General features: G+C 62.3%; 23 protein-coding genes. 12 read left to right on the forward strand and 11 right to left on the reverse strand.

Translation table 11 applies throughout. From position 1 onward, the window contains the following. Positions 1-52 precede the first annotated feature (52 nt). Together ASE26_RS27265 and ASE26_RS27270 are read right to left on the reverse strand one after the other, a co-directional pair. Positions 53-2,215 carry a S46 family peptidase gene (locus ASE26_RS27265; RefSeq protein WP_057247307.1) on the reverse strand — a complete coding sequence of 721 codons (2,163 nt, stop codon included), beginning with the start codon at positions 2,213-2,215 and terminating at the stop codon, positions 53-55. 273 nt (positions 2,216-2,488) lie between these two features. Continuing rightward, complete coding sequence (locus ASE26_RS27270; RefSeq protein WP_055934298.1) at positions 2,489-2,758, reverse strand: GlsB/YeaQ/YmgE family stress response membrane protein; 270 nt, start codon at positions 2,756-2,758, stop codon at positions 2,489-2,491. A gap of 130 nt (positions 2,759-2,888) precedes the next feature. On the opposite strand from ASE26_RS27270, the gene ASE26_RS27275 reads away from it, so the two are divergent. After that, on the forward strand, positions 2,889-3,986 hold the full coding sequence (locus tag ASE26_RS27275) for a hypothetical protein (protein ID WP_055934294.1): 1,098 nt from the start codon (positions 2,889-2,891) through the stop codon (positions 3,984-3,986). Positions 3,987-4,072: 86 nt separating this feature from the next. On the opposite strand, the gene ASE26_RS27280 is transcribed toward ASE26_RS27275, so the two are convergent. The 4 genes from ASE26_RS27280 to purB all read right to left on the reverse strand — a co-directional run bounded on the left by ASE26_RS27280 (position 4,073) and on the right by purB (position 7,303). After that, positions 4,073-4,639: a YceI family protein gene (locus ASE26_RS27280; protein ID WP_055934291.1), complete on the reverse strand. Its 567-nt coding sequence runs from the start codon at positions 4,637-4,639 to the stop codon at positions 4,073-4,075. Between the two features lie 15 nt (positions 4,640-4,654). After that, positions 4,655-5,200, reverse strand: a complete 546-nt coding sequence (locus ASE26_RS27285) for a YceI family protein (RefSeq protein ID WP_055934288.1) — start codon at positions 5,198-5,200, stop codon at positions 4,655-4,657. A gap of 15 nt (positions 5,201-5,215) precedes the next feature. Then, on the reverse strand, positions 5,216-5,740 hold the full coding sequence (locus ASE26_RS27290; RefSeq protein ID WP_055934285.1) for a cytochrome b: 525 nt from the start codon (positions 5,738-5,740) through the stop codon (positions 5,216-5,218). A 147-nt stretch (positions 5,741-5,887) separates the two neighbouring features. Beyond that, positions 5,888-7,303 carry an adenylosuccinate lyase gene (purB, locus tag ASE26_RS27295; RefSeq protein WP_373922093.1) on the reverse strand — a complete coding sequence of 472 codons (1,416 nt, stop codon included), beginning with the start codon at positions 7,301-7,303 and terminating at the stop codon, positions 5,888-5,890. A 90-nt stretch (positions 7,304-7,393) separates the two neighbouring features. Here purB and ASE26_RS27300 point away from each other — a divergent pair, with 90 nt between their 5' ends. The 7 genes from ASE26_RS27300 to ASE26_RS27330 all read left to right on the forward strand — a co-directional run bounded on the left by ASE26_RS27300 (position 7,394) and on the right by ASE26_RS27330 (position 16,654). Next, the gene (locus tag ASE26_RS27300) at positions 7,394-8,005 is read left to right on the forward strand and encodes a glutathione S-transferase family protein (protein ID WP_055934282.1); all 612 of its coding nucleotides are present in this window, start codon (positions 7,394-7,396) and stop codon (positions 8,003-8,005) included. Positions 8,006-8,017: 12 nt separating this feature from the next. After that, positions 8,018-9,043 (forward strand): LacI family DNA-binding transcriptional regulator, encoded by a 1,026-nt coding sequence (locus ASE26_RS27305; RefSeq protein ID WP_055934279.1) that lies wholly within the window; start codon positions 8,018-8,020, stop codon positions 9,041-9,043. Positions 9,044-9,205: 162 nt separating this feature from the next. After that, positions 9,206-11,512: a TonB-dependent siderophore receptor gene (locus tag ASE26_RS27310; RefSeq protein WP_055934276.1), complete on the forward strand. Its 2,307-nt coding sequence runs from the start codon at positions 9,206-9,208 to the stop codon at positions 11,510-11,512. A 13-nt stretch (positions 11,513-11,525) separates the two neighbouring features. After that, positions 11,526-13,382 (forward strand): alpha-amylase family glycosyl hydrolase, encoded by a 1,857-nt coding sequence (locus tag ASE26_RS27315; protein WP_055934274.1) that lies wholly within the window; start codon positions 11,526-11,528, stop codon positions 13,380-13,382. A 20-nt stretch (positions 13,383-13,402) separates the two neighbouring features. After that, complete coding sequence (locus tag ASE26_RS27320) at positions 13,403-14,344, forward strand: PfkB family carbohydrate kinase (protein ID WP_055934271.1); 942 nt, start codon at positions 13,403-13,405, stop codon at positions 14,342-14,344. Further along, on the forward strand, positions 14,341-15,693 hold the full coding sequence (locus tag ASE26_RS27325) for an MFS transporter (RefSeq protein ID WP_055934269.1): 1,353 nt from the start codon (positions 14,341-14,343) through the stop codon (positions 15,691-15,693). The genes ASE26_RS27320 and ASE26_RS27325 overlap by 4 nt, the downstream gene beginning before the upstream one ends. A 31-nt stretch (positions 15,694-15,724) precedes the next feature. Continuing rightward, positions 15,725-16,654 carry a PfkB family carbohydrate kinase gene (locus ASE26_RS27330; protein ID WP_055934267.1) on the forward strand — a complete coding sequence of 310 codons (930 nt, stop codon included), beginning with the start codon at positions 15,725-15,727 and terminating at the stop codon, positions 16,652-16,654. On the opposite strand, the gene ASE26_RS27335 is transcribed toward ASE26_RS27330, so the two are convergent. Genes ASE26_RS27335 through bfr form a run of 3 tightly spaced genes read right to left on the reverse strand, consistent with a single transcriptional unit; the run spans position 16,651 to position 18,028 of the window. Next, entirely contained in the window at positions 16,651-17,073 is a 423-nt protein-coding gene (locus tag ASE26_RS27335) for a VOC family protein (RefSeq protein ID WP_055934265.1), read from the reverse strand. The genes ASE26_RS27330 and ASE26_RS27335 overlap by 4 nt on opposite strands. Beyond that, complete coding sequence (locus tag ASE26_RS27340; RefSeq protein ID WP_055934263.1) at positions 17,070-17,552, reverse strand: helix-turn-helix domain-containing protein; 483 nt, start codon at positions 17,550-17,552, stop codon at positions 17,070-17,072. Before ASE26_RS27340 ends, ASE26_RS27335 begins: the two co-directional genes overlap by 4 nt. Then, positions 17,552-18,028 (reverse strand): bacterioferritin, encoded by a 477-nt coding sequence (bfr, locus tag ASE26_RS27345; RefSeq protein WP_055934261.1) that lies wholly within the window; start codon positions 18,026-18,028, stop codon positions 17,552-17,554. Before bfr ends, ASE26_RS27340 begins: the two co-directional genes overlap by 1 nt. A 156-nt stretch (positions 18,029-18,184) precedes the next feature. Between bfr and ASE26_RS27350 the strand changes: the two genes are divergently transcribed. Both ASE26_RS27350 and ASE26_RS27355 read left to right on the forward strand, forming a co-directional pair. Continuing rightward, positions 18,185-20,479, forward strand: a complete 2,295-nt coding sequence (locus ASE26_RS27350; protein WP_055934259.1) for a TonB-dependent siderophore receptor — start codon at positions 18,185-18,187, stop codon at positions 20,477-20,479. Between the two features lies 1 nt (position 20,480). Beyond that, on the forward strand, positions 20,481-21,161 hold the full coding sequence (locus ASE26_RS27355) for a Fe2+-dependent dioxygenase (RefSeq protein WP_055934257.1): 681 nt from the start codon (positions 20,481-20,483) through the stop codon (positions 21,159-21,161). A 126-nt stretch (positions 21,162-21,287) separates the two neighbouring features. Here ASE26_RS27355 and ASE26_RS27360 read toward each other — a convergent pair whose 3' ends face one another. After that, positions 21,288-21,968, reverse strand: coding sequence for an energy transducer TonB (locus tag ASE26_RS27360; RefSeq protein WP_057247308.1), 681 nt, complete (start codon positions 21,966-21,968; stop codon positions 21,288-21,290). Positions 21,969-21,978: 10 nt separating this feature from the next. Then, the gene (locus ASE26_RS27365) at positions 21,979-22,188 is read right to left on the reverse strand and encodes a bacterioferritin-associated ferredoxin (protein WP_055934253.1); all 210 of its coding nucleotides are present in this window, start codon (positions 22,186-22,188) and stop codon (positions 21,979-21,981) included. Positions 22,189-22,357: 169 nt separating this feature from the next. Between ASE26_RS27365 and ASE26_RS27370 the strand changes: the two genes are divergently transcribed. Together ASE26_RS27370 and ASE26_RS27375 are read left to right on the forward strand one after the other, a co-directional pair. Further along, positions 22,358-22,630: a FeoA family protein gene (locus tag ASE26_RS27370; RefSeq protein ID WP_055934251.1), complete on the forward strand. Its 273-nt coding sequence runs from the start codon at positions 22,358-22,360 to the stop codon at positions 22,628-22,630. A gap of 5 nt (positions 22,631-22,635) precedes the next feature. Beyond that, entirely contained in the window at positions 22,636-24,525 is a 1,890-nt protein-coding gene (locus tag ASE26_RS27375; protein WP_055934249.1) for a ferrous iron transporter B, read from the forward strand.

Raw genomic sequence — 24,525 nt, forward strand, 5'->3', positions numbered from 1 at the left:
TGTCACACTTGGGGTGTGACCCCCTGGTGTGACACGGGCTGGGCCGTATGGCTTATTCGGCCTTCATTTCCTTCAGCAGGTTGTCGGCCTTGTCGATGTACTTCATGTTCCACAGCATGTAACGCAGGTCGACCTGGATGTCGCGGGTCTTGGCTTTGTTGAAGTCCCAGTCCGAGATGATCGAATCGAGCGTGCCGTCGAAGGCCAGGCCTACCAGCTCGGCTTTCGAGTTCAGCGCTGCGGAACCGGAGTTGCCGCCGGTGATGTCCAGCGTGGCCAGGAAATTCACCGGCACGGACTTCAGCTTCGGATCGAGGTACTTGCCGAATTCCTTCTTGTTGATCGCGTCGAGCTGCGCTTGCGGCGCATTGAACTCGCCTTCGCCGGTGGCCTTGGCTTTCACGCCGGCCACGGTGGTGAAGGCGGACCAGCCGCTGGTACCGTCGGCGCCGGTGTCGCGGCCGGCGATCTTGCCGAAGGTGACGCGCAGGGTGCTGTTGGCATCCGGGTATACAGCCTGGCCTTTGGAGTTCATGTAGGCGATCTTGGCCTTCATGTAGTTGCCGTAGGCTTGCTGGATCTTGCCACCCAGTTCTTCCTCTTCCGCTTCACGCTTCATGGCGTCGTCGTACAGCGCTACGGCAACCTTGATGAAGGCGTCGTCGCTGGCCTTGAAGTCGGCGACCGACTTGCCCAGCCATTCGGTGCGGAAGGCTGCGTCTTCCAGCCTGGAGCCGGCGTACAGCTTGTCCAGTGCTGCGGACAGTTCGGCTTCGCTCATGCCGGCCTGGATGCCCATCGCGGCGTCAAACACTGCGTTGTGCTCGGACGCCGGCTGCGCGGCATAGTGCTTCATGTTGTTCAGCACGATGGCCTTGTTCACCTTGGCGGAGTAAGTCTTGTTCACGCCTTCGATGGAAGCCTTGATACGCTTGGCATCCCGTTCCTGGAAGCCGGCTTTGCGGTCGGCGTTGGGCTTGGCGTTTTCGTTGGCCAGGCGGTACATGAGGCGCGCTGCGTTCAGCAGCGTTGGCGCAGACTTGTCGAGGAAGTAATCGCGCTTGGCTTCAGCGGTACGCTGCGCCATCAGCTTCTCGACGTTTTCCAGGTCGGCGCCGAAGGCTGCCTTGCGCTTGGCATCGGCGTTGACCCATGCCTTCAGCGCTTCATGCTCTTTGGTCTTGCGCTCGAGGATGTCGCTGCCTTCGAAGCTGTTCAACATGCCCTTGCGGTTCTTGTAGTAGTTGTTGATGTTTGCTACCTGGCCGGCTACCTTCAGGGCCGCATCGCGGTCGCCTTTGGTTTCGCGGTCGATGATTGCCAGGGTCTCGTTCGAGTTCTGGATGAAGGCAGGGTATTCCCAGCCGAAGGTGGTCGACACTTCGGATGGCAGGCGATGGCGATTGGTGCGGCCCGGGTAGCCCAGTACCATCACGAAGTCGCCTTCCTTCACGCCTTCCTTGGCCAGCTTCAGGAAGGACTTAGGCTGGTACGGTACGTTGTCCTTGGAGTAGTCGGCAGCCTTGCCGTCCTTGCTTACGTACGCGCGGTAGAAGCCGTAGTCGCCGGTATGGCGCGGCCACATCCAGTTGTCGGTGTCGCCGCCGAATTTGCCGACGCCGGCTGCCGGTGCGTGCACCAGGCGTACGTCGCGGATCTCCAGTTGCTTGATCTGGTAGAACTCCAGGCCGCCGTAGAAGGAAGACACGGTGCAGCGGTGGCCTTCGTCTTTTTCGCATTCTGCGACCAGGGCTTTCTGGTTCTTCTCGATCGCGTCCACGCGCGCCTTGCCCTGCAGCTTGGCGACTTCCGGCGTGATGATCTTGTCGGTGACGTTCAGCACTTCCTTGGTCACGAACACGCGGCTGCCCGGGGACGCCGGCAGTTCTTCATCGAAGCTGTGCGCCACGAAGCCGTTGGCCAGCAGGTCGCGTTCCTTGGTGGAGTTGACCGCCACGCTGTTGTACACGCAGTGGTGGTTGGTCACGACCAGGCCTTGCGGCGACACGAAGGATGCGGAGCAGCCGCCCAGGCTCACGATGGCATTCATCGGGAACTCGGTCAACTTGGTCAGCGAGGCTGGGTCCAGCTTCAGGCCGGCGGCCTTCAGTTGCTTGGCTACTTGTGGCAGCTGCTGCGGCATCCACATGCCTTCGTCTGCGAAGGCGGCGGAGGTGGTGCTCAGGACGGCGAGCGCGAGGAGAGATTTTTTCATGGTCTTGAATGGGTTGTATTGGTGGCCTGCGGGGCTGGGCCGCAGGCGCCCTAGAGTATCGGCACGGCGACGCCTGGCGTCAACACCAAAAATAGGGCGTAAAGCTGAAGAAAATTCGGGCGCGGATGGGATTGTTGCTTTGCAGCATAAACTGCGCTTGGCGCAAGTGCAGGTAGTTGGTGCTGCGTTGGACTTTCCGCACGGAGAGAGGGTCGGTCGCGGCGAAAAAAAAAGCCAGCGCCGCGGCGCTGGCCTGTGAGGAACCTTTTTGTGCTACCTGACGCGTCCGCGGAAGACCAGGTTCACAATCGCCAGCAGGATTACCGCCCCGAGGAACGATACCGCCAGCGACAGCACACTGAAATCGTCCGTATTGATGGTGCCTGCCCCGAATAGCGGCGACAGCAGCCAGCCGCCCAGGAGCGCGCCGACAATACCCACCACCACGTTGAGGAACATGCCCTGTTGCGCGTCCGTTTTCATGACCAGGCTGGCCAGCCAGCCCAGGATGCCGCCAATCACAATCCAGATAATGAAGTTCATATCACCCCCTTTATTGTTGATGGTTCCAGTGTAGGACACGCGCGGGCGGATATTCCGTGCGCGAACGTACAGATTTGCAGGACGCCGCGGCCTATCGTGTGCTGGACTCATGCAAAAAGGGGGAATTCCCATGAAGACTGCAGACAAGCAATCCCGTATGGTGACCGGCCTGTTTCGTGATCGCAACAGTGCCGAACGTGCCTGGCAGCACGCCACTTCCCGCGGTTATGGCAAGGACGATATCAACGTCGTCATGAGCGACGATACCCGCCAGCGCTATTTCAATGGCCAGGCGGAGACGGAACTGGGTTCGAAAGCAGGGGAAGGTGCCGGCATTGGCGCCAGCGTTGGCGGCGCGATTGGCGCCGCCCTCGCTGCCGTGGCGGCAGTGGGCACCACCCTGGTACTGCCGGGACTTGGCATCGTGGTTGCCGGCCCGCTGGCGGCCGCGCTGGCCGGTGCCGGCGCTGGCGGCGTAGCCGGGGGGCTGATGGGCGCCCTGATCGGCGCCGGCATCCCGGAGGAGCGCCTCACGCACTATGAGGAAGGAATCCGCTCCGGCGGCATCCTGATGGGTGTGCAGACCCGTGATTCGGTCGATGCGGCCGATATTGAAAGCGCGTGGAAAGAGAGCGAAGGCGAGCACGTGGTCGGCGTCGGCGTCGGGACAACGGGCGGTGCGCTGGCCGGCGCTGCTGCCGGTTCACCGGCCGGGCTGCCGGGCATGGTTGCCGGCGCCGTGATTGGCGGCGTGGCTGGCGCCTTTGTCGGCAAGGGCACGGCGGAAATCGTCAACCCGCAACTGGAGGACGATGAAGATGACCATAACCTGGCCACCGGTGTCGGTGCCGGCGGCGGCGCCGCTGCAGGCATTGCGGCTGGCGCAGCGGCCGGCCCGATCGGCATGGCGGCGGGTGGCGCGATTGGCGCCCTGGCCGGCGGCATGGCCGGGCAGGGCATCGGAACCTTGCTCAACCCGAGCGAAGAACGGGTTTACTGGCAGGACCACTACCGCAACGAGGCCTACTTCGATCCCACCTTCGATTACGACGATTACGAGCCGGCCTATATGCTCGGCTACACCGCGCGCCAGCGCTATCGCGGCACGTGGGAAGAGCTGAAAGACCAGCTGGAACGTGATTGGGAATCAGTGAAGGGTAAATCGCGCATGGCATGGGAACATGCCAGGGATGCGGTGCGTGCCGCTTACGAGCGAGAATTGCCGTAAAAAATGTGCACCATGGGGTCAGGAACGAATGTGGACATTCCTCGCGGAAATTTCCACTTCTGTTCCTGACCCCGAGGTGGACATTTTTACTCGTCTTTGATGGCTTCGACCTGGATCGCCAGCTTCACTTCGGGAGCGAAGGCCGGGGTGGCGTAGTTCAGGCCGAAATCGGTGCGCTTGAATTCAGCCGTCGCGTCGGCGCCGCAGACTTCGCGCTTGTAGCGTGGGTGCATGATGCACTTGAACTTGTTGACTTTCAGGGTGACCGGCTTGGTCACGCCCAGCATGGTCAGTTCGCCTTCCACGGCCACCAGCTTGTCGCCTTCGAATTTGAAGTGCTTGCCCTTGTAGGTCACGTCCGGGAATTTCTCGACGTTGAACATTTCCGGCGACTTGGCGTGCGAGTTCATCTTGTCCATGCCGAAATCGATCGAGGCCGCGTCAATGGTGATGTCCATACTGCCGGTCTTGGCCGCGAGGTCCATCTGGATGGTGCCGCTGGTCTTGTCGAACTTGCCGCGCCAGACCGACAAGCCCATATGGTCGGCTTCGAAGCTCGGGTAGGTATGGGTCGGGTCGATTTTATAAGTCGCGGCGTTGGCGGCAACAGCCGATACGGCCAGCAAGGCGGCGGTCAGGAACTTCAGTTTCATTGTGTCTCCAGGGGTTTATTGAGCTACTACGTGGAACTTGATGGTCACTTCGTCAGCAACCATGCCGGTGTCCTTCCATTCGCCTTCACCGACGTTGAAGGCCAGGCGCTTGATCGGCAGTGCGCCATCGAATACTTGCTTGCCGCCGTCGGCTTTGACGGTAATCGGGAAGGTCACATCGGCGGCCTTGCCTTTGATGGTCAGCTTGCCGCTGACATTCAGCTTGCCCGGGCCGGCGCTCTTGATTGCGGAGGAGACGAAGGTGGCTTTCGGGAACTGGGCGGAGTTGAACCAGTCTTTCTTGGCTACTTCCGCATTCATTTCGGCTTCGCCCAGGTCCAGGCTGGCGGTCTCGATTTCGACCGTAGCCTTGGATGTGTCGGGCGCGGCAGCGTTGTAGTCGATGACAATATTGTGCTTCTTGAACTTCGATTCGATCGGCACGTTCATTTGCTTGAACACGGCCGATACGCTGCTCTTGGCAGGATCGGCTTTCAGCACGGCGGCGCTGGCTGCAGCCGCCACGGCCAGCAGGGCGGCCAGTAATACGCTTTTCTTCATGGGTGTGGCTCCAGGTTATGGCAGCATGCGCTTGAGCAGGCCGTCCTTGTCGATGAATTGGTGTTTCAGCGCTGCCGCAACGTGGCCGATGACAACGGCGGCGAGCAGCATGTTCAGCCAGTAATGTACCGGTTTCAGGATTTCCTTGAGGGCCGGGCTGGCTTCAAACAGGGACGGAATCTTGAACATGCCGAAGTAGACCACTGGCACGCCGGCGGCGGTGGTGTACAGGTAGCCGGAAATCGGCACGGCGAACATCAGGAAGTAGAGGAACCAGTGGCCAGCTTCGGCGGCTTTTTTCTGGCCCTGGGTCATGGAGACCGGCAGCGCAGGCGGCTTTTGATTCAGGCGCCACAGCAGGCGGCAGGCGGCCAGGGCGAGCACGGTGATGCCCATCCATTTGTGCCAGGAATAGTATTTGAGCTTGGTCGGGGTCAGGCCGGGGATGTCGGTCATCACCAGGCCGAGGATGAACGCGGCTACGATCAGCACGGCGATCAGCCAGTGCAGCGCAATTGCGGTTCGTGAGTAGCGTTCCATTGTGACCCTTGGTAGATAGTACGTGTTAGAACTAATATACCAGAGGGTAACTTAACTTGCTTACAGCTTGCTTAAAACCGGTAATTCGGCCGCGGCCGCGAAATCATTCAGGGTCTGACCCTGCGGGTCAGGCCCTGGTTTACCGGTTTAGATGGCTTTCGCCAGCGCAGCAGCAATACCGATGTAATTACCTGGCGTCATGGCCAGCAATTGCTCCTTGGCTTCTTGCGGAATCGCCAGATTGGTGATGAACTCGCGCAGCGCTTCCTTGGTAATACCCTTGCCGCGGGTCAGTTCCTTCAGTTGCTCGTACGGGTTCTCGATGCCATAACGGCGCATCACCGTCTGCACCGGCTCCGCCAGCACTTCCCACGACGCGTCCAGGTCCGCTGCCAGGCGGGCAGGATTGACTTCCAGCTTGTTCAGGCCGCGCAGGCACGAATCGTATGCCAGCAGGGTGTAGCCGAGACCGACGCCAATATTGCGCAGCACGGTCGAATCGGTCAGGTCGCGTTGCATGCGCGACACAGGCAGTTTTTCAGACAGGTGCTTCAGCACGGCATTGGCCAGGCCCAGGTTGCCTTCCGAGTTTTCGAAGTCGATCGGGTTGACCTTGTGCGGCATGGTCGAAGAGCCGATTTCGCCGGCCTTCAGCTTCTGCTTGAAGTAGCCCAGCGACACATAGGTCCAGATATCGCGGTTCAGGTCGAGCAGGATGGTGTTGGCGCGGGCGAACGCGTCGAACAGCTCGGCCATGTAGTCGTGCGGTTCGATCTGGATGGTGTACGGGTTGAACACCAGGCCCAGGCGCTGCTCGATCACGTTTTTGGAAAATGCTGGCCAGTCGAACGATGGGTAAGCCGACAGGTGGGCGTTGTAGTTGCCTACGGCGCCATTCATCTTGCCCAGGATTTCCACCTTGGCGATACGCTCGATGGCGCGCTGCAGGCGGGCGATCACGTTGGCGAATTCCTTGCCCAGGGTGGTCGGGCTGGCGGTCTGGCCGTGGGTGCGGCTCAGCATCGGCAGCTCGGCGTTGGCGTGGGCGATTTCTTTCAGGCGGGCCACCAGGCCGTTCAGGGCCGGCACCATCACGCCGTCGCGCGCTGCCTTCAGCATCATGCCGTGCGAGGTGTTGTTGATGTCTTCCGAAGTGCAGGCAAAGTGGATGAACTCGGAGGCGGCCACCAGCTCAGGCACGTCTTTCACTTTTTCCTTCAGCCAGTACTCCACAGCCTTTACGTCATGGTTGGTGACGGCTTCGATTTCCTTGATGCGGGCGGCATCGGCTTCGCTGAACTCGGCAGCCAGCTTGTCCAGCAGGGCGGTGCCGGCAGCGGAGAATGGCTTGATTTCGGCGAAACCAGCCAGGGACAGCGCTTGCAGCCACGCGATTTCGACCTTCACGCGGTGGTGCATGAAGCCGGACTCGGACAGGATCGGACGCAGCTTGTCGGTTTTCGAAGCATAACGGCCGTCCAGCGGGGACAGGGCCGACAGGGTGGAGTAAGGAGTTGTCATGATAAGGCTGGGAGGAGGCGGGAAAAAACAGGATTTTACCATTGGCCGGTCGTCGTCCCCCCGGCCACTCCGCTGCGCCTGCTATCTGGGCGCGATGCTATACTGTTGTCTAATTCTCCACTTTCAGCATCTATGAAACTAATCGGTTCTCTCGCCAGCCCTTATGTACGCAAGGTTCGTGTCGTCCTGGCGGAAAAAAAACTCGACTATCAACTGGAACTGGAAAACGTCTGGGCGCCGGACACCACCATCCAGAAACTGAATCCGCTTGGCAAAGTGCCATGCCTGATCATGGAAGACGGCTATGCCATGCAGGATTCGCGCGTGATCGTCGAGTACCTGGATTCGGTGTCGCCGGTGTCCAAGCTGCTGCCGCCGAATGGCCGCGAACGCGCCAACGTCAAGTGCTGGGAAGCGCTGGCTGACGGCGTGCTCGATGCCGCCGTGCTGATGCGCCTGGAGCGCAACCAGCGCCCGCAAGAGCTGCAGAGTGAATCCTGGATCGCACGCCAGATGCTCAAGGTGGAATTGGGGCTGGCTTCCATGGCCGAGCGACTCGATGACGACCCTTGGTGCGCCGGTAACCATTACTCGCTGGCCGACGTCGCTGTCGGCTGCTGCCTGGGCTGGCTGAGCTTCCGCTTCCCGGAAATCGACTGGCGCAGCAGGCATCCGAACCTGGGCCGCCTGTTCGACAAGCTGTCCGAGCGCCAATCCTTCAAAGACACCGTACCGCAGGCGTAAGCGCCGCCCCGCATGGCAGCCAAGCCACCGTCCCAGGAACGCCTGCAGATGGCGGACATTGCCCGCCTGGCGGGGGTGTCCACCTCCACGGTATCGCGTGCGCTGGCCGGCAGTAAGCTGGTCAACGAGGAAACGCGCACCCGCATCATGGAGCTGGCGCGTTCGCTCAAGTACACCATCAATGTCGGCGCGCAGAACCTGCGGCTGAAGCAGAACCGCTCGGTGGCGGTGGTGGTGCCGTCCGACACCAAGGTGCACCAGAGCCTTTCCGATCCCTTCTTCCTGTCGATGATCGGCTCCCTGGCCGATGCGCTGACGGAGCAGGGCTTCGACATGCTGCTCTCGCGCGTCGATGCCGAGCAGCTCGACACGGCTGCCACGCCGTTCGATACCGGCCGCGCGATCGGCATCATCCTGATCGGCCAGTGGGGCCATCACGACCAGTTGAACGAAATGGCGGCGCGCCATGTGCCGCTGGTGGTGTGGGGCGCGCAGCTGCCGCAGCAACTGTATTGCACGGTGGGCGGCGATAACCTGAGCGGAGGCCGCCTGGCTGCCGGGCATTTGCTGGCAGAGGGGCGGCGCCGCATCGCCTTTTTCGGCGACACGCGCCTGCCCGAAGTCGAACAGCGCTATCGCGGCTATTGCGCGGCTTTGCAGTCGGCCGGCATCGCGATCAAGCCCGAACTGTGCGTGGCCGCCTCCTTCCTGCCGGAGGGTGGGCGTGAAGCTGTGGCCGAACTGGCACGGCGCGGCGTGCAGTACGACGCGGTGTTTGCCTGCTCCGACTTGCTGGGCATGATGACCATCAACGCCTTGCGCGAGCAAGGACGCTCGGTGCCGGGCGAGGTGGCGGTGGTCGGCTACGACGATATCGAACTGTCTTCCTATTTCCATCCTCCTTTGACCACGGTGCGCCAGCCCGTGCAGGAAGCCGGGCGTGCCATGGTGGCGGCCTTGCTGGCCCAGACCGAAGGCCAGGCGGCCCACTCGATCGAACTCCCTACCTCCCTGATTCAGCGCGCCAGTTCGCTTTAATTACAACCGTTTGCATTGCGTAAATTGCTCGCGCACTGGCGTTTTGCAAATAATCTTTGCAATCGATTGCAATTTGCAAAAAGCTGATGAATAATGAGGCATCTGCAGATAAACAGACGCGGCCAAATGGCCGATGAATAAGCCCGATCAACGGAGGAGACAATGGTTTTACGTACAGCCCAGCGTGGCTGCATGGCTGCTGCCATCGCTGCTGCATTCGCCCACCCTGCATTCGCGCAGGAAGCCGCCCCGCAAACCTCAGCTGCCGATGGCCAGGCTGCCGCCCAGGCGGACGGCCTGAAACTCGAGCGCGTGGTGGTGACAGGTACCGCCAGCCGCAGCTCAAAAATGCGTTCCAGCGTCTCGGTCAGCACGATGGAACCGGAAGCCATTTCCCTGTCCGCCCCAACCAGCGCCGCCGAAGTGCTGCGCTCTGTGCCCGGCGTGCGGGCCGAGTCCTCGGGCGGCGAAGGCAATGCCAATATCACCGTGCGCGGCGTGCCGATTTCCGCCGGCGGTGCACGCTACGTGCAGATGCAGGAGGATGGCCTGCCCGTGCTGCAATCAGGCGATTTCAACTTCATCACACCGGACAGCTACGTGAAGATCGACGGCGCGCTGGATCACCTGGAAGTGGTGCGCGGCGGTTCCGCCTCCACCCTGGCCACCAATTCGCCGGGCGGCATCATCAACTTCATCAGCAAGACCGGCGAACAGCAGGGCGGCAATATCGGCATCCAGCGCGGCCTGGGTTACGACGAAACCCGCTACGACTTCGACTACGGCGGGCGCCTGGCCGACAGGACCCGCTTCTTCATCGGCGGCCATTACCGCAGCGGCGAAGGCCAGCGCAACACCGGCATGAATACGCAGGAAGGCGGCCAGGTCCGCGGCAACATCACGCAGGAATTGGCGAATGGCTGGATCAGGCTGTCCTTCAAGCACCTGGATGACAAGGCGCCGACGGCGTTGCCGGTACCGGTACGGGTGACCAATGGCCGCATCAGCGAAATCCCCGGCATCGACCCGCGCGACACCACCTTCTATTCGCCATACTGGACGCGCGATATTGCGCTGACCAGGGAAAATGGCAAGGCATCCAGCAACGTCAACGACGGCCTGCGCGTGAAGAGCGACAGCTTCGGCCTTGCCGCTTCCTTCGATCTGGGCAATGGCATCACGCTGAGCGACAGCTTCCGCAAGTCGAACAACAGCGGCCGCTTCCTCGGCGTCTTCCCCGCCAATAATGGCGTGGCCGGAAATTACATCATTGCCAGCGGCCCTGATAAGGGCAAGGCCTACAACGGCATGGCTTTCTCCGCCGTGGTGTTCAATACGTCGATCGACAATGCCGATAACACGCTGAACGACCTGAAGCTGGCCAAGACCTTCGCCATCAACGGCGGCAGGTTGACCACCACCGGCGGCCTGTACACCTCGCTGCAGAAGCTGGGCCTGACCTGGAACTTCAATGAGTACCTGATGCAGCTCACGGGCGACAAGCCTGCCTTGCTGCAGACCGCGTCGGCCACCCCCGGTTATGTCGGCCCGGCTTTCGGCGGCTGCTGCATGCGCGCGGTGGACATGGAGTACAAGCTGCTCTCGCCCTACCTGAACGTGGGCTGGGAAAAGGGGCCGTTGAACTTTGACGCCAGCGTGCGCCAGGATCGCCAGCGTGCCAATGGTAGTGCCAATATCGCCGCCAATGGCCTGGCGTACGAGCCGGCCAACGAACAACTGGTCGACTACAAGATCCACCACACTTCGTACTCGGTGGGCGGCAATTACCAGCTCAATCGCGACCTGGCGCTGTTTGCCCGTGTCAGCGATGGCGTGGCTTTCAACGCAGACCGCATCCTGTTCGGCACTCCGCTCGATGGCAGTGCGCCGATCAATATCAACACCGTGCGGCAGGTGGAGGGCGGGGTGAAATGGCGCTCCGGCAGTACCAGCGCCTTCCTGACCCTGTTCCGTGCCAAGACTGCGGAATCGAACTTCGAAGCCACGACCCAGATCAGTACTGCCAACCGCTACGACGCCAAAGGCGCCGAGCTGGAAGCGGCGTGGGGCCTTGGCGACTTCCGCATCAACGGCGGCCTGACCTGGACCGATGCCGAGATCGTGGGTGCAGCCGCAGGGCAGGAGTCCACCATCGGCCGCACGCCGCGCCGCCAGGCCCGTATTACCTACCAGGTCGCGCCGAGCTACAACGCCGGTCCGCTGACCGTGGGCGGCAGCGTGGTTGGCACCGGCCGTTCGTGGGCGGACGATGCGAACACCATCAACATGCCAGCCTTCCACACAGTGAACCTGTTCGCACGCTACCAGTTCAATACGCAACTGAGCCTGTCGCTGAGCGTCAACAACCTGTCCAACAAGATCGGCTACACCGAGGTTGAGGGCGATGGCCATGCCGCGCGTTCGATCGGCGGCCGTGCCGTGAAGATGGGCCTGAACTACTCCTTCTGATTTGGAAACCGCAATGCCGATGTCTTCATCCATCCACCATTTGCTCGGCGCCGTGCCGGAGCCGCTGCGCCCGGAAGCTGCACGCCGCTATGCGGCACACGGTCCGGCGCTGCACAGCTGCCTGCATCGCTTGTACGGCGAGGCGCACGGATTCGAGCAATGGTATGGCAGCCTGCTGTCCGCCGTCGGCGAATTGCATGGCGCGCGCGGCGTGGAGCTGGCCGCGCTGGATACGGCGCGCGCCGCGCAGCCGGACTGGTTCCTCGGGCAGCAGATGCTTGGCTACTGCGGTTACGTCGATCGGCTGGGCGGCGACTTGCGCGGCGTGGCAGCCCGCATACCGCACCTGCAGGAACTGGGTGTGCGCTACCTGCACCTGCTGCCGTTCCTGAAGATGCGGGAAGGGGAGAATGACGGCGGTTTTGCCGTCGCCAGTTTCGAAGAGGTCGATCCACGCTTCGGCAGCAATGCCGACCTTGAGGCGCTGACCGGAAAATTGCGCAGCGCGGGCATCAGCCTGTGCGCGGACTTCATCCTGAACCATGTGGCGGACGATCATGACTGGGCGCGCGGCGCACGCGAAGGCGACGAGCGCCTGCGCAAGTTCTTCCACGTGTTCCCGGGCCGTTCGCAAGCTGATTCCTACGAACGCACGCTGGGCCAGGTGTTCCCGCAGGCGGCGCCCGGCAACTTCACCCATGTGCCGGCGCTGGACGGCTGGGCGTGGACCACGTTCTATCCCTACCAGTGGGATTTGAACTGGTCGAACCCGGAAGTGTTTGCCGCCATGGCAGCGACCTTGCTGCGCCTGGCCAACCGGGGAGTAGAGGTGTTTCGCCTGGATTCCACGGCATTCCTGTGGAAGCGGGAGGGCACAAATTGCATGAACCAGCCGGAAGCGCACCTGATCCTGCAAGCCCTGCGTGCGCTGGCCTCCATTGCGGCACCAGGCGTGCTGTTGAAGGCGGAGGCCATCGTGCCGATGCGCGAACTGCCTGCATACTTTGGCCAGCCCGCGCAGCCGGAATGCCATATCGCCTATCACAGCAGCCTGATGGCGGCCGCCTGGGGCGCGCTGGCTGAACAGGATGCAGCACTGGTACGCAGCGTGGTCGCCGGCACGCCGCCGCTGCCGCCGAATGCGAGCTGGCTCAGTTATGTGCGCTGCCACGATGACATCGGCTGGAACGTACTGCGTGCGGAGGCATCGGAGGCGGGCGACCCTCAGGCGCGCCTGGCCGCCATCTCGCGTTTCTTCGCTGGTGCGAACGGCAGCTTCGCTCGCGGCGAAGCGTTCCAGAGCAGCGATCCCCACGCCGCGCACGGCAGCAACGGCATGGCAGCCAGCCTGGCCGGACTGGAAGTTGCGAGCGATGTGGAGGCGGAAACGCTGGCCTTGCGGCGCCTGCTGCTGCTGCATGGCCTGGTGCTCGGTTTTGGCGCGCTGCCGGTACTGTACATGGGCGACGAGTTGGGCCAGGCGAATGATTACAGCTTCCGCCAGCGCCCGGATCGCGCGATGGACAGCCGCTGGCTGCAACGCCCCTTGCTGGACGAACAGCGCTTCTCCGAGCGCCACGACAGCAGCACGCAAGCGGGCCGCGTCTACGCTGCCTTGCGAGCCCTGGTGGCTGCCCGCCAGCGCATCCCGGCATTGGCGGCGGGTGAACCGCGCGCGTTGCTGCCATCGGCACCGCCAGTGCTGGCGCTGCAGCGCGGCCCGGGTTTCCTCGCGCTATACAATTTTTCGGGCAAGCCGCAGCCGTTCACGTTGCAGGGCCACTGGAGCGATACCATCGAGCGCCGCACGCTGTCCGGGGAAATCACCTTGGCGCCATGGGCCATGCAATGGCTTCTACGCGATAACTGACAACAATGATGGAGACAGCCATGTGTGTGGCAATGTTCGGCGAAGCCCTCGTCGATGATTTCGGCAGCGAACAGGTAGTCGGCGGCGCCCCCTTCAACGCGGCGCGCAACCTGGCCGCTCTCGGCACGCCAGCCCTGATGATCACCCGCATCGGGCAGGATGCCAACGGCGCCGCCGTGCGCGCGGAATTCGAGCGCTACGGCATGCCGCAATGGGGCTTGCAAACCGATCCCGCCTGGCCCACCGGACGGGTGGTGGTGGAGCGCGGCCGGCAAGGCCACGCCTTCCACATCCTGCCCGGCCAGGCGTATGACCATATCGAGGCCGAATCCGCGCGCGCCGCCTTCGCCCCGGCCAAACCGCAAGTGCTGTACTTCGGCACCCTGGCGCAACGCCACCTGACTTCACGCACTGCACTGATCGAACTGCTGGACGCCAGCCAGGCCACGCGCTACCTCGACCTGAACCTGCGCGAAGGCCAGTACACCGAGCGCAGTGTCTATGAGTCGCTGCGCCACGCCGACATCCTGAAAGTCAACGAGGACGAACTGGCGGCGCTGTTGTCCTGGTACGCGCCAAACGGGCCGCAACTGGTGCGCGCCCACGACCCGGAACTGCCTCCGGCCTGTTCGCTGCTGATCGAAAAATTCAAGCTGCAGGCCATGGTTGTCACCCTCGGGCCGCGCGGCGCGATGTATATTGCTGCGGATGGCCGCATCATCCGCGAGCATGGCAACGAGGAACCGTACAAACTGGTCGACACGGTAGGCGCCGGCGACGCCTTCTCCGCCGTCTTCCTGCACGGCCATGTGCAAGGCTGGGACCTGGCGCTGACCATGGCGCGCGCCAACGCCTTCGCCGGCGCCGTGTGCAGCCTGTCGGGCGCTGTGCCGCAAGACCTGGCGTTTTACGAACCATGGACCCAGCGCTGGCAGGCGGCAGCGGAAGGAGCGACGCGATGATGCAGCACAAACCGCATCTGTCGTTCCGGCAGATCGTCAACATGAACATCGGCTTCTTCGGCATCCAGTTCAGCTTCGGGCTGCAGCAGAGCAGCATGAGCCCGATCTACAAATACCTGGGCGCCGATGAAGCCAGCCTGCCTTACCTGTGGCTGGCCGGCCCCGTCACCGGCCTGCTGGTGCAGCCCGTCATCGGCGCCCTGAGCGACCGTACCGTCACGCGCTGGGGCCGCCGCACGCCTTACTTCCTGGTTGGCGCCATGATTTGCAGCCTTGGCCTGCTGGCCATGCCCTTCAGCCCCGTGCTGTGGATGGCCGCCGGCCTGCTGTGGATCCTTGATGCGGCCAACAACGTGACGATGGAGCCGTACCGTGCCTTCGTCAGCGACCGCCTGGCCGTGCGCCAGCATTCGCTCGGCTTCCTGACCCAGAGCGCATTCACGGGGCTGGGCCAGACCCTGGCCTACCTTACGCCCTCGATCCTGGTCTACCTCGGCACCAGCCGCGACGCTGTCAACAGCCACCACATTCCTTATACCGTGATCGGCGCCTTCCTGCTGGGTGCCGTGATCTCGATTGCCTCGGTACTCTGGAGTTGCCGGACCACGCCTGAATTGCCGCTGTCGCCGCAGGAAGAAGCGGAGTTGCGCGCGAAGCCGACCGGCTGGCGCCATACCTTGCAGGAAATCACGCAGGCGCTGCGCGACATGCCGCCGACCATGAAGCAACTGGCCGTGGTCAAGCTGTTCCAGTGGTACGCCATGTTCTGCTACTGGCAGTACATCATGCTGGCGCTGGCGTCTTCCATCTATAAGACGTCCGACCCGGCGTCGGCAGGCTTCCGCGAAGCGGGCCTGTTGAATGGGCAGGTGGGAGCGTTCTACAACTTTGTCGCCTTCATTGCCGCCTTCGCGCTGGTGCCGTTCACGCGCCGCTTCGGCCCGAAGATCACGCACAGCATTTGCCTGGCGGCAGCCGGCGCCGGCATGCTGTGCATCCCGCTGATCCGAGAACCCCTGCAATTGCTGTGGCCAATGCTGGGCATCGGCCTGGCCTGGGCCAGCATCATGGGTAATCCCTATGTGATGCTTGCCGGCAGCATTCCGCCTGAGCGCACCGGGGTGTACATGGGCATCTTCAATATGTTCATCGTGATTCCCATGATCATCCAGATTTTCACCTTGCCACTGTATTACCGCAGCTTGCTGCACGGCGACCCCGCCAATGTCGTGCGCCTGGCGGGCGCGCTGCTGCTGTGTGCTGCCGTGGCGGTGCTGTTTGTCAAGCTGCGCGCGGCGCGCCCGCTGGCAGAAGCTTCCTCGCGCCAGGAGGCAGTTTTGCTAAAATAGCCCGAGCCGAACAACATGGGGGAGTGCAGCAATGTCAGAGCGAGTACTGGTATTTGGCGAAGCCCTCCTGGATGATTTTGGCGACCAGCAGATAGTAGGCGGCGCCCCCTTCAATGTAGCGCGCAATCTTACGGCCCTGGGCCTGCCTGCGCTGATGGTGACGCGTGTCGGCAATGACGCTTACGGCGACCAGGTGCGCGATGCGTTTGCGGCCTTCGGCATGAGCGCCGAAGGCTTGCAGCATGGCCGGCAACCGACCGGCCGCGTGCTGGTCGAACGCGATGGCAATGGCGGGCACCGCTTCCACATCCTGGCGGAGCAGGCTTATGACCATATCGAGACGGCGGCCGCAGTCGATGTGATGCGCGCCTTCTCTCCCAACACGGTCTATTTTGGCACCCTGGCCCAGCGCGAAGCTGCTTCGCGCGCTGCGCTCAATGCGGTGCTGGCCGGCGCGGACGATGCCGAACATTTCCTCGACCTGAACCTGCGCGACGGGGCGGACGAATCTGTGGTGTTTGACTCGATGCAGCAAGCCGATATCGTGAAAGTCAATGAGGACGAATTGCAGGCGCTGTTCTCGTGGTACTGCCACACCTGCCCCGACACGGTCGACATGGACTGCGCCGCCGTTGAGGCGGAAGCGCGCGCCATGATGCACAACTTTTCCCTCCAGGGCCTGCTGGTCACGCTGGGTGAGCGTGGCGCCATGTTTTTCGGCGCCGATGGCACGCGGGTGGTCGATCACTGCACCAGCAAGCCGGCGCAGTTCGTCGATTCGGTGGGGGCGGGTGATGCGTTTGCCGCCGTGTTCCTGGCGGGCCGCGCGCGCGGCTGGGAGACGCCGCTGGTCCTGGCGCGCGCCAATGCCTTTGCCGGCGCAGTGTGCGGCATTGCGGGCGCGGTATCGCCGGATCCGGCGTTCTACGCGCCCTGGCGCTCAGCCTGGGGCCTGGATTAAGCTGCGGCTACCTTGCGGCGGGTCTGGATCATTTTCCAGCCGTTGCCGGACGGGTCGCGGAAGCCGGCATCCACTGTGCCGTAGCGTTCCACCGGCTCCTGGGTGAATTCCACGCCTTTCTGGTGCAGCTTGTCGTAGACGGCGAAACAATCCTCGACTTCCAGCACCATCGGCGGCATGGCGCCTTTGGCGACCAGCGCATGCAGTGCTTGCGCAGTTGCCGCATCGTGCACTGGTGCGCCTGGCACGTAGAGGCCGAGCTGGAACGAAGGCTGGTCAGGATGCTGCACGGTCAGCCAGCGGTAGTCGCCGTTGCGCACATCGGTGTGGACCTTGAAGCCGAGCTTGTCGACATAGAAAGCCAGCGCTTCATCCTGGTCACGAACATACAAGCCTACAGTTTGAATACCTTGGGTCATGGGGTGGTCTCCTTTAAGTGAGACTCCATTGTAGGGACGCTTTCCTGGCGCCGCTTCTCCGAAACTGCCATTGTGAGGTCGGGGCGGTGCGCAGCGCTGAGCACGCAGGCTGGAACCCGGCCGGCCTGCTCTGCTTCGGCGCGCACCTGTTCCCGGATGTCGCCCGGGTTCTTGCCTGTGATATCGCGGAAAGTGCGCCCGAAGGTGCCAATGCTGTTCCAGCCGGTGGAATAAGCGATGTCGGTGATGGGCAAGCCGGTTTCACGCAGCAGCGTCACCGCGCGTTCGATGCGCCGTGTCAGCAGGTAGCGATGGGGAGGCAGGCCGAAAGCCTCCTTGAAAGAGCGGGCGAAGTGAGTTGCAGAGACGCAGCTCACCTGCGCCAGGCGGCTTACCGGCCATTCCTCGTGCGAGGCGGCGTCCATCCGGTCTTTTGCGCGCAGCAGGCGGCGCAGCAACTCCGGACTCTGGCCTGGCATTACTCAGCGTCCGACATCTGCGATTGCAGGTAGTTCTGGATGCCGATCTTGCCGATCAGGTCGATCTGGGTTTCCAGCCATTCGATGTGCTCCTCGGTATCCTTGAGGATATCGAGTAGCAGGTCGCGCGATACGTAATCGCCGACTTTTTCCGATTGCGCAATGCCTTCCTTGATGGTCACATGCGCGCCTTTTTCCAGCTTCAGGTCGGCGGCCAGCATTTCTTCGGTGTTTTCGCCGATCAGCAGCTTGTGCAGGGCTTGCAGGTTGGGCAGGCCATCCAGCATCAGGATGCGGTCGATCAGGCGGTCGGCATGCTTCATTTCGCCAATCGACTCTTCGTACTCTTTCTTGCCCAGCTTGTCGAAGCCCCAGTGACGGTACATGCGTGCATGCAGGAAGTACTGGTTAATTGCCGTCAGCTCGTTGGTCAGCTGTGCGTTCAGCAGACGGATAACGTCTTTGTCGCCCTTCATGGGGTTGCCTTCTTATTTGGTTGGGAATAATGGCATTTTGCCACGAAGCAGGGCGCCAACCTAGTCATGGGGGCAACATAGGATTGCTAACGACATTGCTAATGTAAATGAAAACTATTATCATTTGCGTTTTACTCCAACAATTCAGAGCTGTCCATGTCCTATATTAAGAGCCGCAAGCACGCGCCAGCTACGCTCGCCGCCATCGCCGCCTCCCTGGTGATGCCAGTAGCACAAGCCGATACCAACACCGCTGCCCCAGAGCAAAAAATGCAGGAAGTGGTCGTCACCGGCCAGAATGGCAGCGATTTCCAGGTCAAGAAATCCGCCTCCGACAAATTCACCGCCCCGCTGCTGGATACCCCGAAATCGGTGACCGTGATCCCGGCCGAGGTCATCTCCCAGACCGGCGCCACTTCCCTGACCGACGCCCTGCGCACCGTGCCAGGCATCACCGTCGGCGCTGCTGAAGGCGGCCAGCCGGTGGGCGACAACCTGTTCATCCGTGGCTACAACGCCCAGACCGACACTTATATCGACGGCATCCGCGACAGCGGCTCCCAGTCGCGCGAGATCTTCGCGCTGGAGCAGATCGAAGTCGTGAAGGGCCCGAATTCCGCCTACGGCGGCCGTTCCTCCGCTGGCGGCGGCATCAATATGGTGTCCAAATCCGCCAAGGCCGAAAACTTCAGCAACGCCAGCGTCGGCCTGGGCACGGCGAAATACCGCCGTGTTACCGCCGACGTGAACCGCACCATCGGCGATAACGCCGCCGTGCGCCTGAACCTGATGGGCCACGAAAACCATGTCGCCGGTCACCACGATGAAATTTACGGCGACCGTTGGGGCTTCGCACCGAGCGTTGCTTTCGGCCTGGCCGGTCCGACCAAGGTCAACCTGAGCTACTACCACTACAAGTCGAGCGAACTGCCTGACGCCGGCGTGCCATTCGATAATCCGTTCACCACCGGCCCCAACGTGGCCAAAAACGGCGTCGGCAAGCCGGTCAACGTGCCGAGCGAAACCTTCTACGGCCTGGTCGACCGCGATTTCCGCGACACCAAGTCGGACATCGGCACGATCGACATCAAGCACGAGTTCGGCAACAACCTGACCTTCCGCAACGTGACCCGTTACGGCAAGACCGGCAACGAATACGTATACACGCTGCCGGACGACTCCAAGGGCAACGTGGTGCTGTACGGTACCGTATGGCGCCGCCATAACAGCCGCAATGCGGAGACCGAATCGCTGGCCAATGCGTCCAGCCTGACCGGTTCGCTGGTGGCTGCCGGCGTCAAGCACAGCTTCACCACCGGCGTCGAAGTGAGCCGCGAAGTCACCGACCGCGCGACCTACAACTTCACCCCAGGCACCAACAACCCGCTGACCAAGACCACCACCTGCCCAACCGCAGGCGCGGCAACCCTGTACAACTGCACCACCCTGGCCAACCCGAATCCGTTCGATCCATGGACTGTCGGCCAGGTGCGCAGCGTGGCGCCGAACAACACCAATGTACACAGCAACTCGCGCTCGGTGTACGGCTTCGACACCATCGAATTCAACCCGCAATGGCTGCTGAACGTGGGCGTGCGCTGGGACGAGTTCCGCACCAAACTGCACACCAATGCCAACACTGCCGCAACGCCGGTAGTGGCAGCGATTGACGCGGAAAACAAATCCAGTTTCGCCAACTACCAGGCGGGCCTGGTGTACAAGCCGGCTGCCAACAGCAGCATCTACGTCTCGTACGGCACTTCCTCCACCCCGCCAGGCAATGACGGCGGCGACGGCGTGGACGCCCTTTCGACCACCGTGCAGAACCTGAAGCCGCAGGACAGCAAGAACTTCGAACTCGGCACCAAGTGGGAAATCCTGGCGCGCAAACTGTCGATCAGCGGCGCCATCTTCTCCAGCAAGATGAACAACGCCCGCGTAACCAACGTGGACGGCACCACCCAGAACGTCGGCAAGAAGTCCGTCAAAGGCATTGAACTGGGCGTGAGCGGCGCGCTGACCGCCAACTGGCAGGTCTTCGGTGGTTATACCTGGCTCGATTCCAAAGTGGACGACAATGGCTTCGTGAACGTTGGCACGACTGCGGCTCCAGTGTGGGCAGCTTCCCCGTTCAACGGCAACGCCTTCCCGGCAACGCCGAAGCAGAGCGCCTCGCTGTGGACTTCCTACACCCTGATGCAAGGCCTGGTGATTGGCGGCGGCGTGAATGCCGTGTCCAAGGTATGGAGCAACATCAACAACACCAAATTCGTGCCGGGCTACACCCGCTACGACGCGATGGCGAGCTATGATGTAAACAAGAACATCAGCCTGCAGTTGAACATCCAGAACCTGACGGACAAGCTGTACTACGACAAGGTGGGCTCCAACCACTATGCCGGTGTGGGCGTGGGCCGTACCGCAATCCTGACTGCGAACTTCCGCTACTAATATGATGCTGCATATCCCCGGCGTGCTGACGCCGGAGCAAGTGAAACACTTCCGCCAACGCCTGGCCGCCGCCGAATGGATCGACGGCCGCGCCAGCGTGGGATCGCAGGGGGCGCAGGTCAAGCGCAACCGGCAGATCGCGGAAGGGACGCCGCTGGCGCTGGAACTCGGGGATATCATCATCAAGGCGCTGGCGAAGAACCCGCTGTTCTATTCGGCGGTGCTGCCGCTGAGGATCCTGCCGCCGTACTTCAACAGCTACACCGGCGGCGAGAATTACGGCCTGCATATCGACGGTGCGATCCGCCATATGGCGGGTTCGTCGGATGTGATGCGTTCGGACGTCTCCACCACGGTGTTCCTGTCGGAGCCGGATGAGTATGAGGGTGGCGAGCTGACCGTGATGGACAGTTACGGGGCGCATGAGGTCAAGCTGCCGGCGGGCGATGCGATCGTCTACCCGGCCAGCAGTGTGCACCGCGTGAATCCGGTGACTGCCGGTGAGCGCGTGGCTTCGTTCCTGTGGACGCAGTCGATGGTGCGCGATGACTGGAAGCGTTCCATGCTGTTTGAGCTGGACCAGAATATCCAGAAGCTGCGCGGCGCGCATGGGGATGATGAGGCTACCGTTGGATTGGCCGGCCATTATCACAACCTGTTGCGGATGTGGGCTGACCTCTAAAACCGGTAAGGCAGTGTCAGGCACAAGTGCCTGGCACTGATGCGGAAACGCCGCGGACTTCGAAAGAAGCCGCGGCGTTTGCTTAGGCGGGGCCGACCCTTGGGTCGGACCCGGGTTTACCGGTTCTTAAGACATCTGGAAATTAATCGGCACTACTACATAGACCGACTGCGCTTTGCCATCTTCCACATACGGCTTGAACAGCGCGCGCATCACGGCGGCGCGGCCGGCTTCGTCCAGGTTGTTGGAGCCGGACGACTTCTGTACCGAAGCCTGCTCGGCATAACCCTTCTCATTCACCAGCACGCGCAAGGTAACGACACCTTGCTCGCCCATGCGGCGCGACACCGACGGGTACACCGGCTGCGGTGCGCGGATATATTCCACCGAGGAGATCACGCGCGGGCCAGCCGCTGCGGCAGGTGCTGCCGGCGCAGCAGCAACCGGCGCCACGGCGACCGGTGTTGCCGGAGCGGGCTCAGTCACGCGCGCCTGCGAAGGCGGCAGGGTAATGGTGTTTTCGATCACGACCGGCAGCATCGGCAGCGGCGGCGGGGTAATCGAAGGCGCTTTCTGCGCGATTTCTACCGTCTTTGGCTGCGAGGCTGGCGGGGGAGGTGGCGGCGGCGCCACAAACGTGACGTTGACCACTTCAGGGATACGGTCCACCAGGCGGTGCATCGTGCCGTTGATAAAGGCATAACCGAGGACTGCATGCAAGGCGACAACCGCTGCGATCTTGGTCAGCTTGGCGCCGCCAACGCCGGCGCCGAACTCGCCGCCAGCCGGGAAAGTCATCGATTGCATAAAGCGCTCCTTACACGGTCAGTGTTGGGCGCTTGAGCACAGTCTCCTGTATTCCGCTGCCCAGATGTTCGTCCAGCACTTCCACCGCATAGCTGAGGCAGTTGCCGCAGCAGGTGGCCACGCCGAGCGCTTCGCGCAACTCGTCCATGGAGCTGATACCCATATCTATGGCTTGACGGATTTCTCGATCAGAGATGTTGTTGCAGACACAAACGATCATTTCGAAAATTACCTTCTGGCTAAGATTGCGATCCTCGCAATGAGAATCATTATCATTACGGTTTCCATTCTACCCGAACAGGGCTACAATGCAAGCCTATTCAAGAACAATTCTCATTTAAATTCTCATCTATAATGGCGAAGTCGTATTTCGCCCTGGAAAGTTCGCCATGACCCTTGCTCCTACCTTGATCAAGCTTGATTCCCTGCCGGTGGGGCAGAGCGGAACGGTGATCCATATCGCTCCGGGCAATCCAGAAGATACCGAGGATGGCGCCGACTTGGCGCGCCGCCTGATGGAGCTGGGCTTCGTGCCTGGCGAGCGCATCCGCATGCTCAAGCGCGGCATGCCAGGCGGCGAGCCCCTCGCCATTAAAGTAGGCAATGCCACGTTTGCCTTGCGTCGCTTTGAAGCAGCGCTGATCTCGATCCAACCGGAATAAATGCAATGGGTGCAGTAGAAAAGGCCGCGCCAGTCGTCGCGCAGCAGCCAATGGTCGCCCTGCTGGGCAACCCGAATTGCGGCAAGACCGCACTGTTCAACCGCCTGACCGGCGCCCGCCAGAAGGTCGCCAACTATGCCGGCGTGACCATCGAGCGCAAGGAAGGCCAGTTCACTTCCGCAGCAGGCAACCAGTACCGCCTGCTCGACCTGCCGGGCGCCTACAGCCTGTCGGCCCATACCCCCGATGAAATGATCACGCGCGACGTGGTCGCCGGGCTGCGCGAAGGCGAGCGCTCGCCCGACGTGGTGGTGTGCGTGGTCGATGCCACCAACCTGCGCCTGAACCTGCGCCTGGTGCTTGAAATCAAGCGCCTCGGCCTGCCGATGGTGCTGTGCCTGAACATGGTCGACGTGGCCAGGAAGCGCGGTATCGTGGTAGATGCGGCCAGGCTGTCGCAGGAACTCGGGATGCCGGTGGTGCAGACCGTAGCCGTCAAGAGCGGCGGCGAGAAAGCCCTGGTCGATGCGCTGGATGGCCTGTGGCCGTTCCATGAAAGCGTGGCCAACCCGCTGTCCGCCATCGACGCCGTATCGGTGGAAGAGACCCAGCGCGAAGTGCGCCGCATCCTGTCGGTCGCCGTGAAAGACGCCGACGACCGCGGCAACCGCTCCGAGAAAATCGACCATTTCGTGCTGCATCCGTTGATGGGCCCGATCATCCTGGCGGTGCTGATGTTCTGCGTGTTCCAGGCCGTGTTCAGCTGGGCCGCAGTACCGATGGACATGATCAGTGGCGGCGTCGAACACCTCGGCGCGATGCTCAAGACCCATATGGCGGACGGCGTGCTGCGTTCCCTGCTGGTGGACGGCGTGCTGGGCGGCGTCGGCGCCGTGCTGGTATTCCTGCCGCAGATCCTGATCCTGTTCTTCTTCATCCTGGTGCTGGAAGATTGCGGCTACCTGCCGCGCGCAGCCTTCCTGCTGGATCGCCTGATGGGCGGAGTCGGCTTGTCGGGCCGCGCCTTCATCCCGCTGTTGTCCTCTTTCGCCTGCGCGATTCCGGGCATCATGGCGGCGCGTACCATCCAGAACCCGCGCGACCGCATCGTGACCATCATGATCGCACCGCTGATGACCTGCTCGGCGCGCCTGCCTGTGTATGCGCTGGTGATCGCCGCCTTCATCCCGGACCGCGAAGTGTGGGGGCTGTTCAATCTGCAGGGCCTGGTGCTGTTCTGCCTCTACTTCGCCGGCATCATCTCCGCCATGGCGGTGGCCTGGGTCATGAAGCGCTCCATGCGCGCCAAACGCAACCAGCCGCTGATGCTGGAGCTGCCGGCCTACCACTGGCCGCATATGCGCAACCTGGCGATCGGCCTGTACGAGCGCGCCAAGATTTTCCTGATGCGCGTCGGTACCACCATCCTGACCCTGATGGTGCTGCTGTGGGCCCTGTCCAGCTTCCCTGGCGCACCGGAAGGCGCGACCCATCCGCCGATCTACTACAGCGTGGCCGGCATGCTGGGCCGCGCGCTGGAATTCATTTTCGCGCCAATCGGCTTCAACTGGCAGATCTGCATTGCGCTGGTGCCGGGCATGGCTGCGCGTGAAGTGGCTGTCGGCGCGCTGGGCACCGTGTATGCGCTGTCGCAGACCGGCGACGAGCTGGCGAATACCTTGCTGCCGGTGATCCAGGCCAGCTGGGGCTTGCCGACCGCGCTGGCGCTGCTGGCCTGGTACGTGTTCGCTCCGCAGTGCCTGTCCACGCTGACCGTGGTGCGGCGCGAAACCAATTCGATGAAGTATCCGCTGCTGATGGCGGGCTATATGTTCGTGCTGGCGTACAGCGCCACTTTCATCACTTACCGCGTCGCCCTGGCGCTCGGAGGCTGA

The sequence above is a fragment of the Duganella sp. Root198D2 genome, assembly GCF_001428585.1.
Taxonomy (GTDB): domain Bacteria; phylum Pseudomonadota; class Gammaproteobacteria; order Burkholderiales; family Burkholderiaceae_D; genus Rugamonas.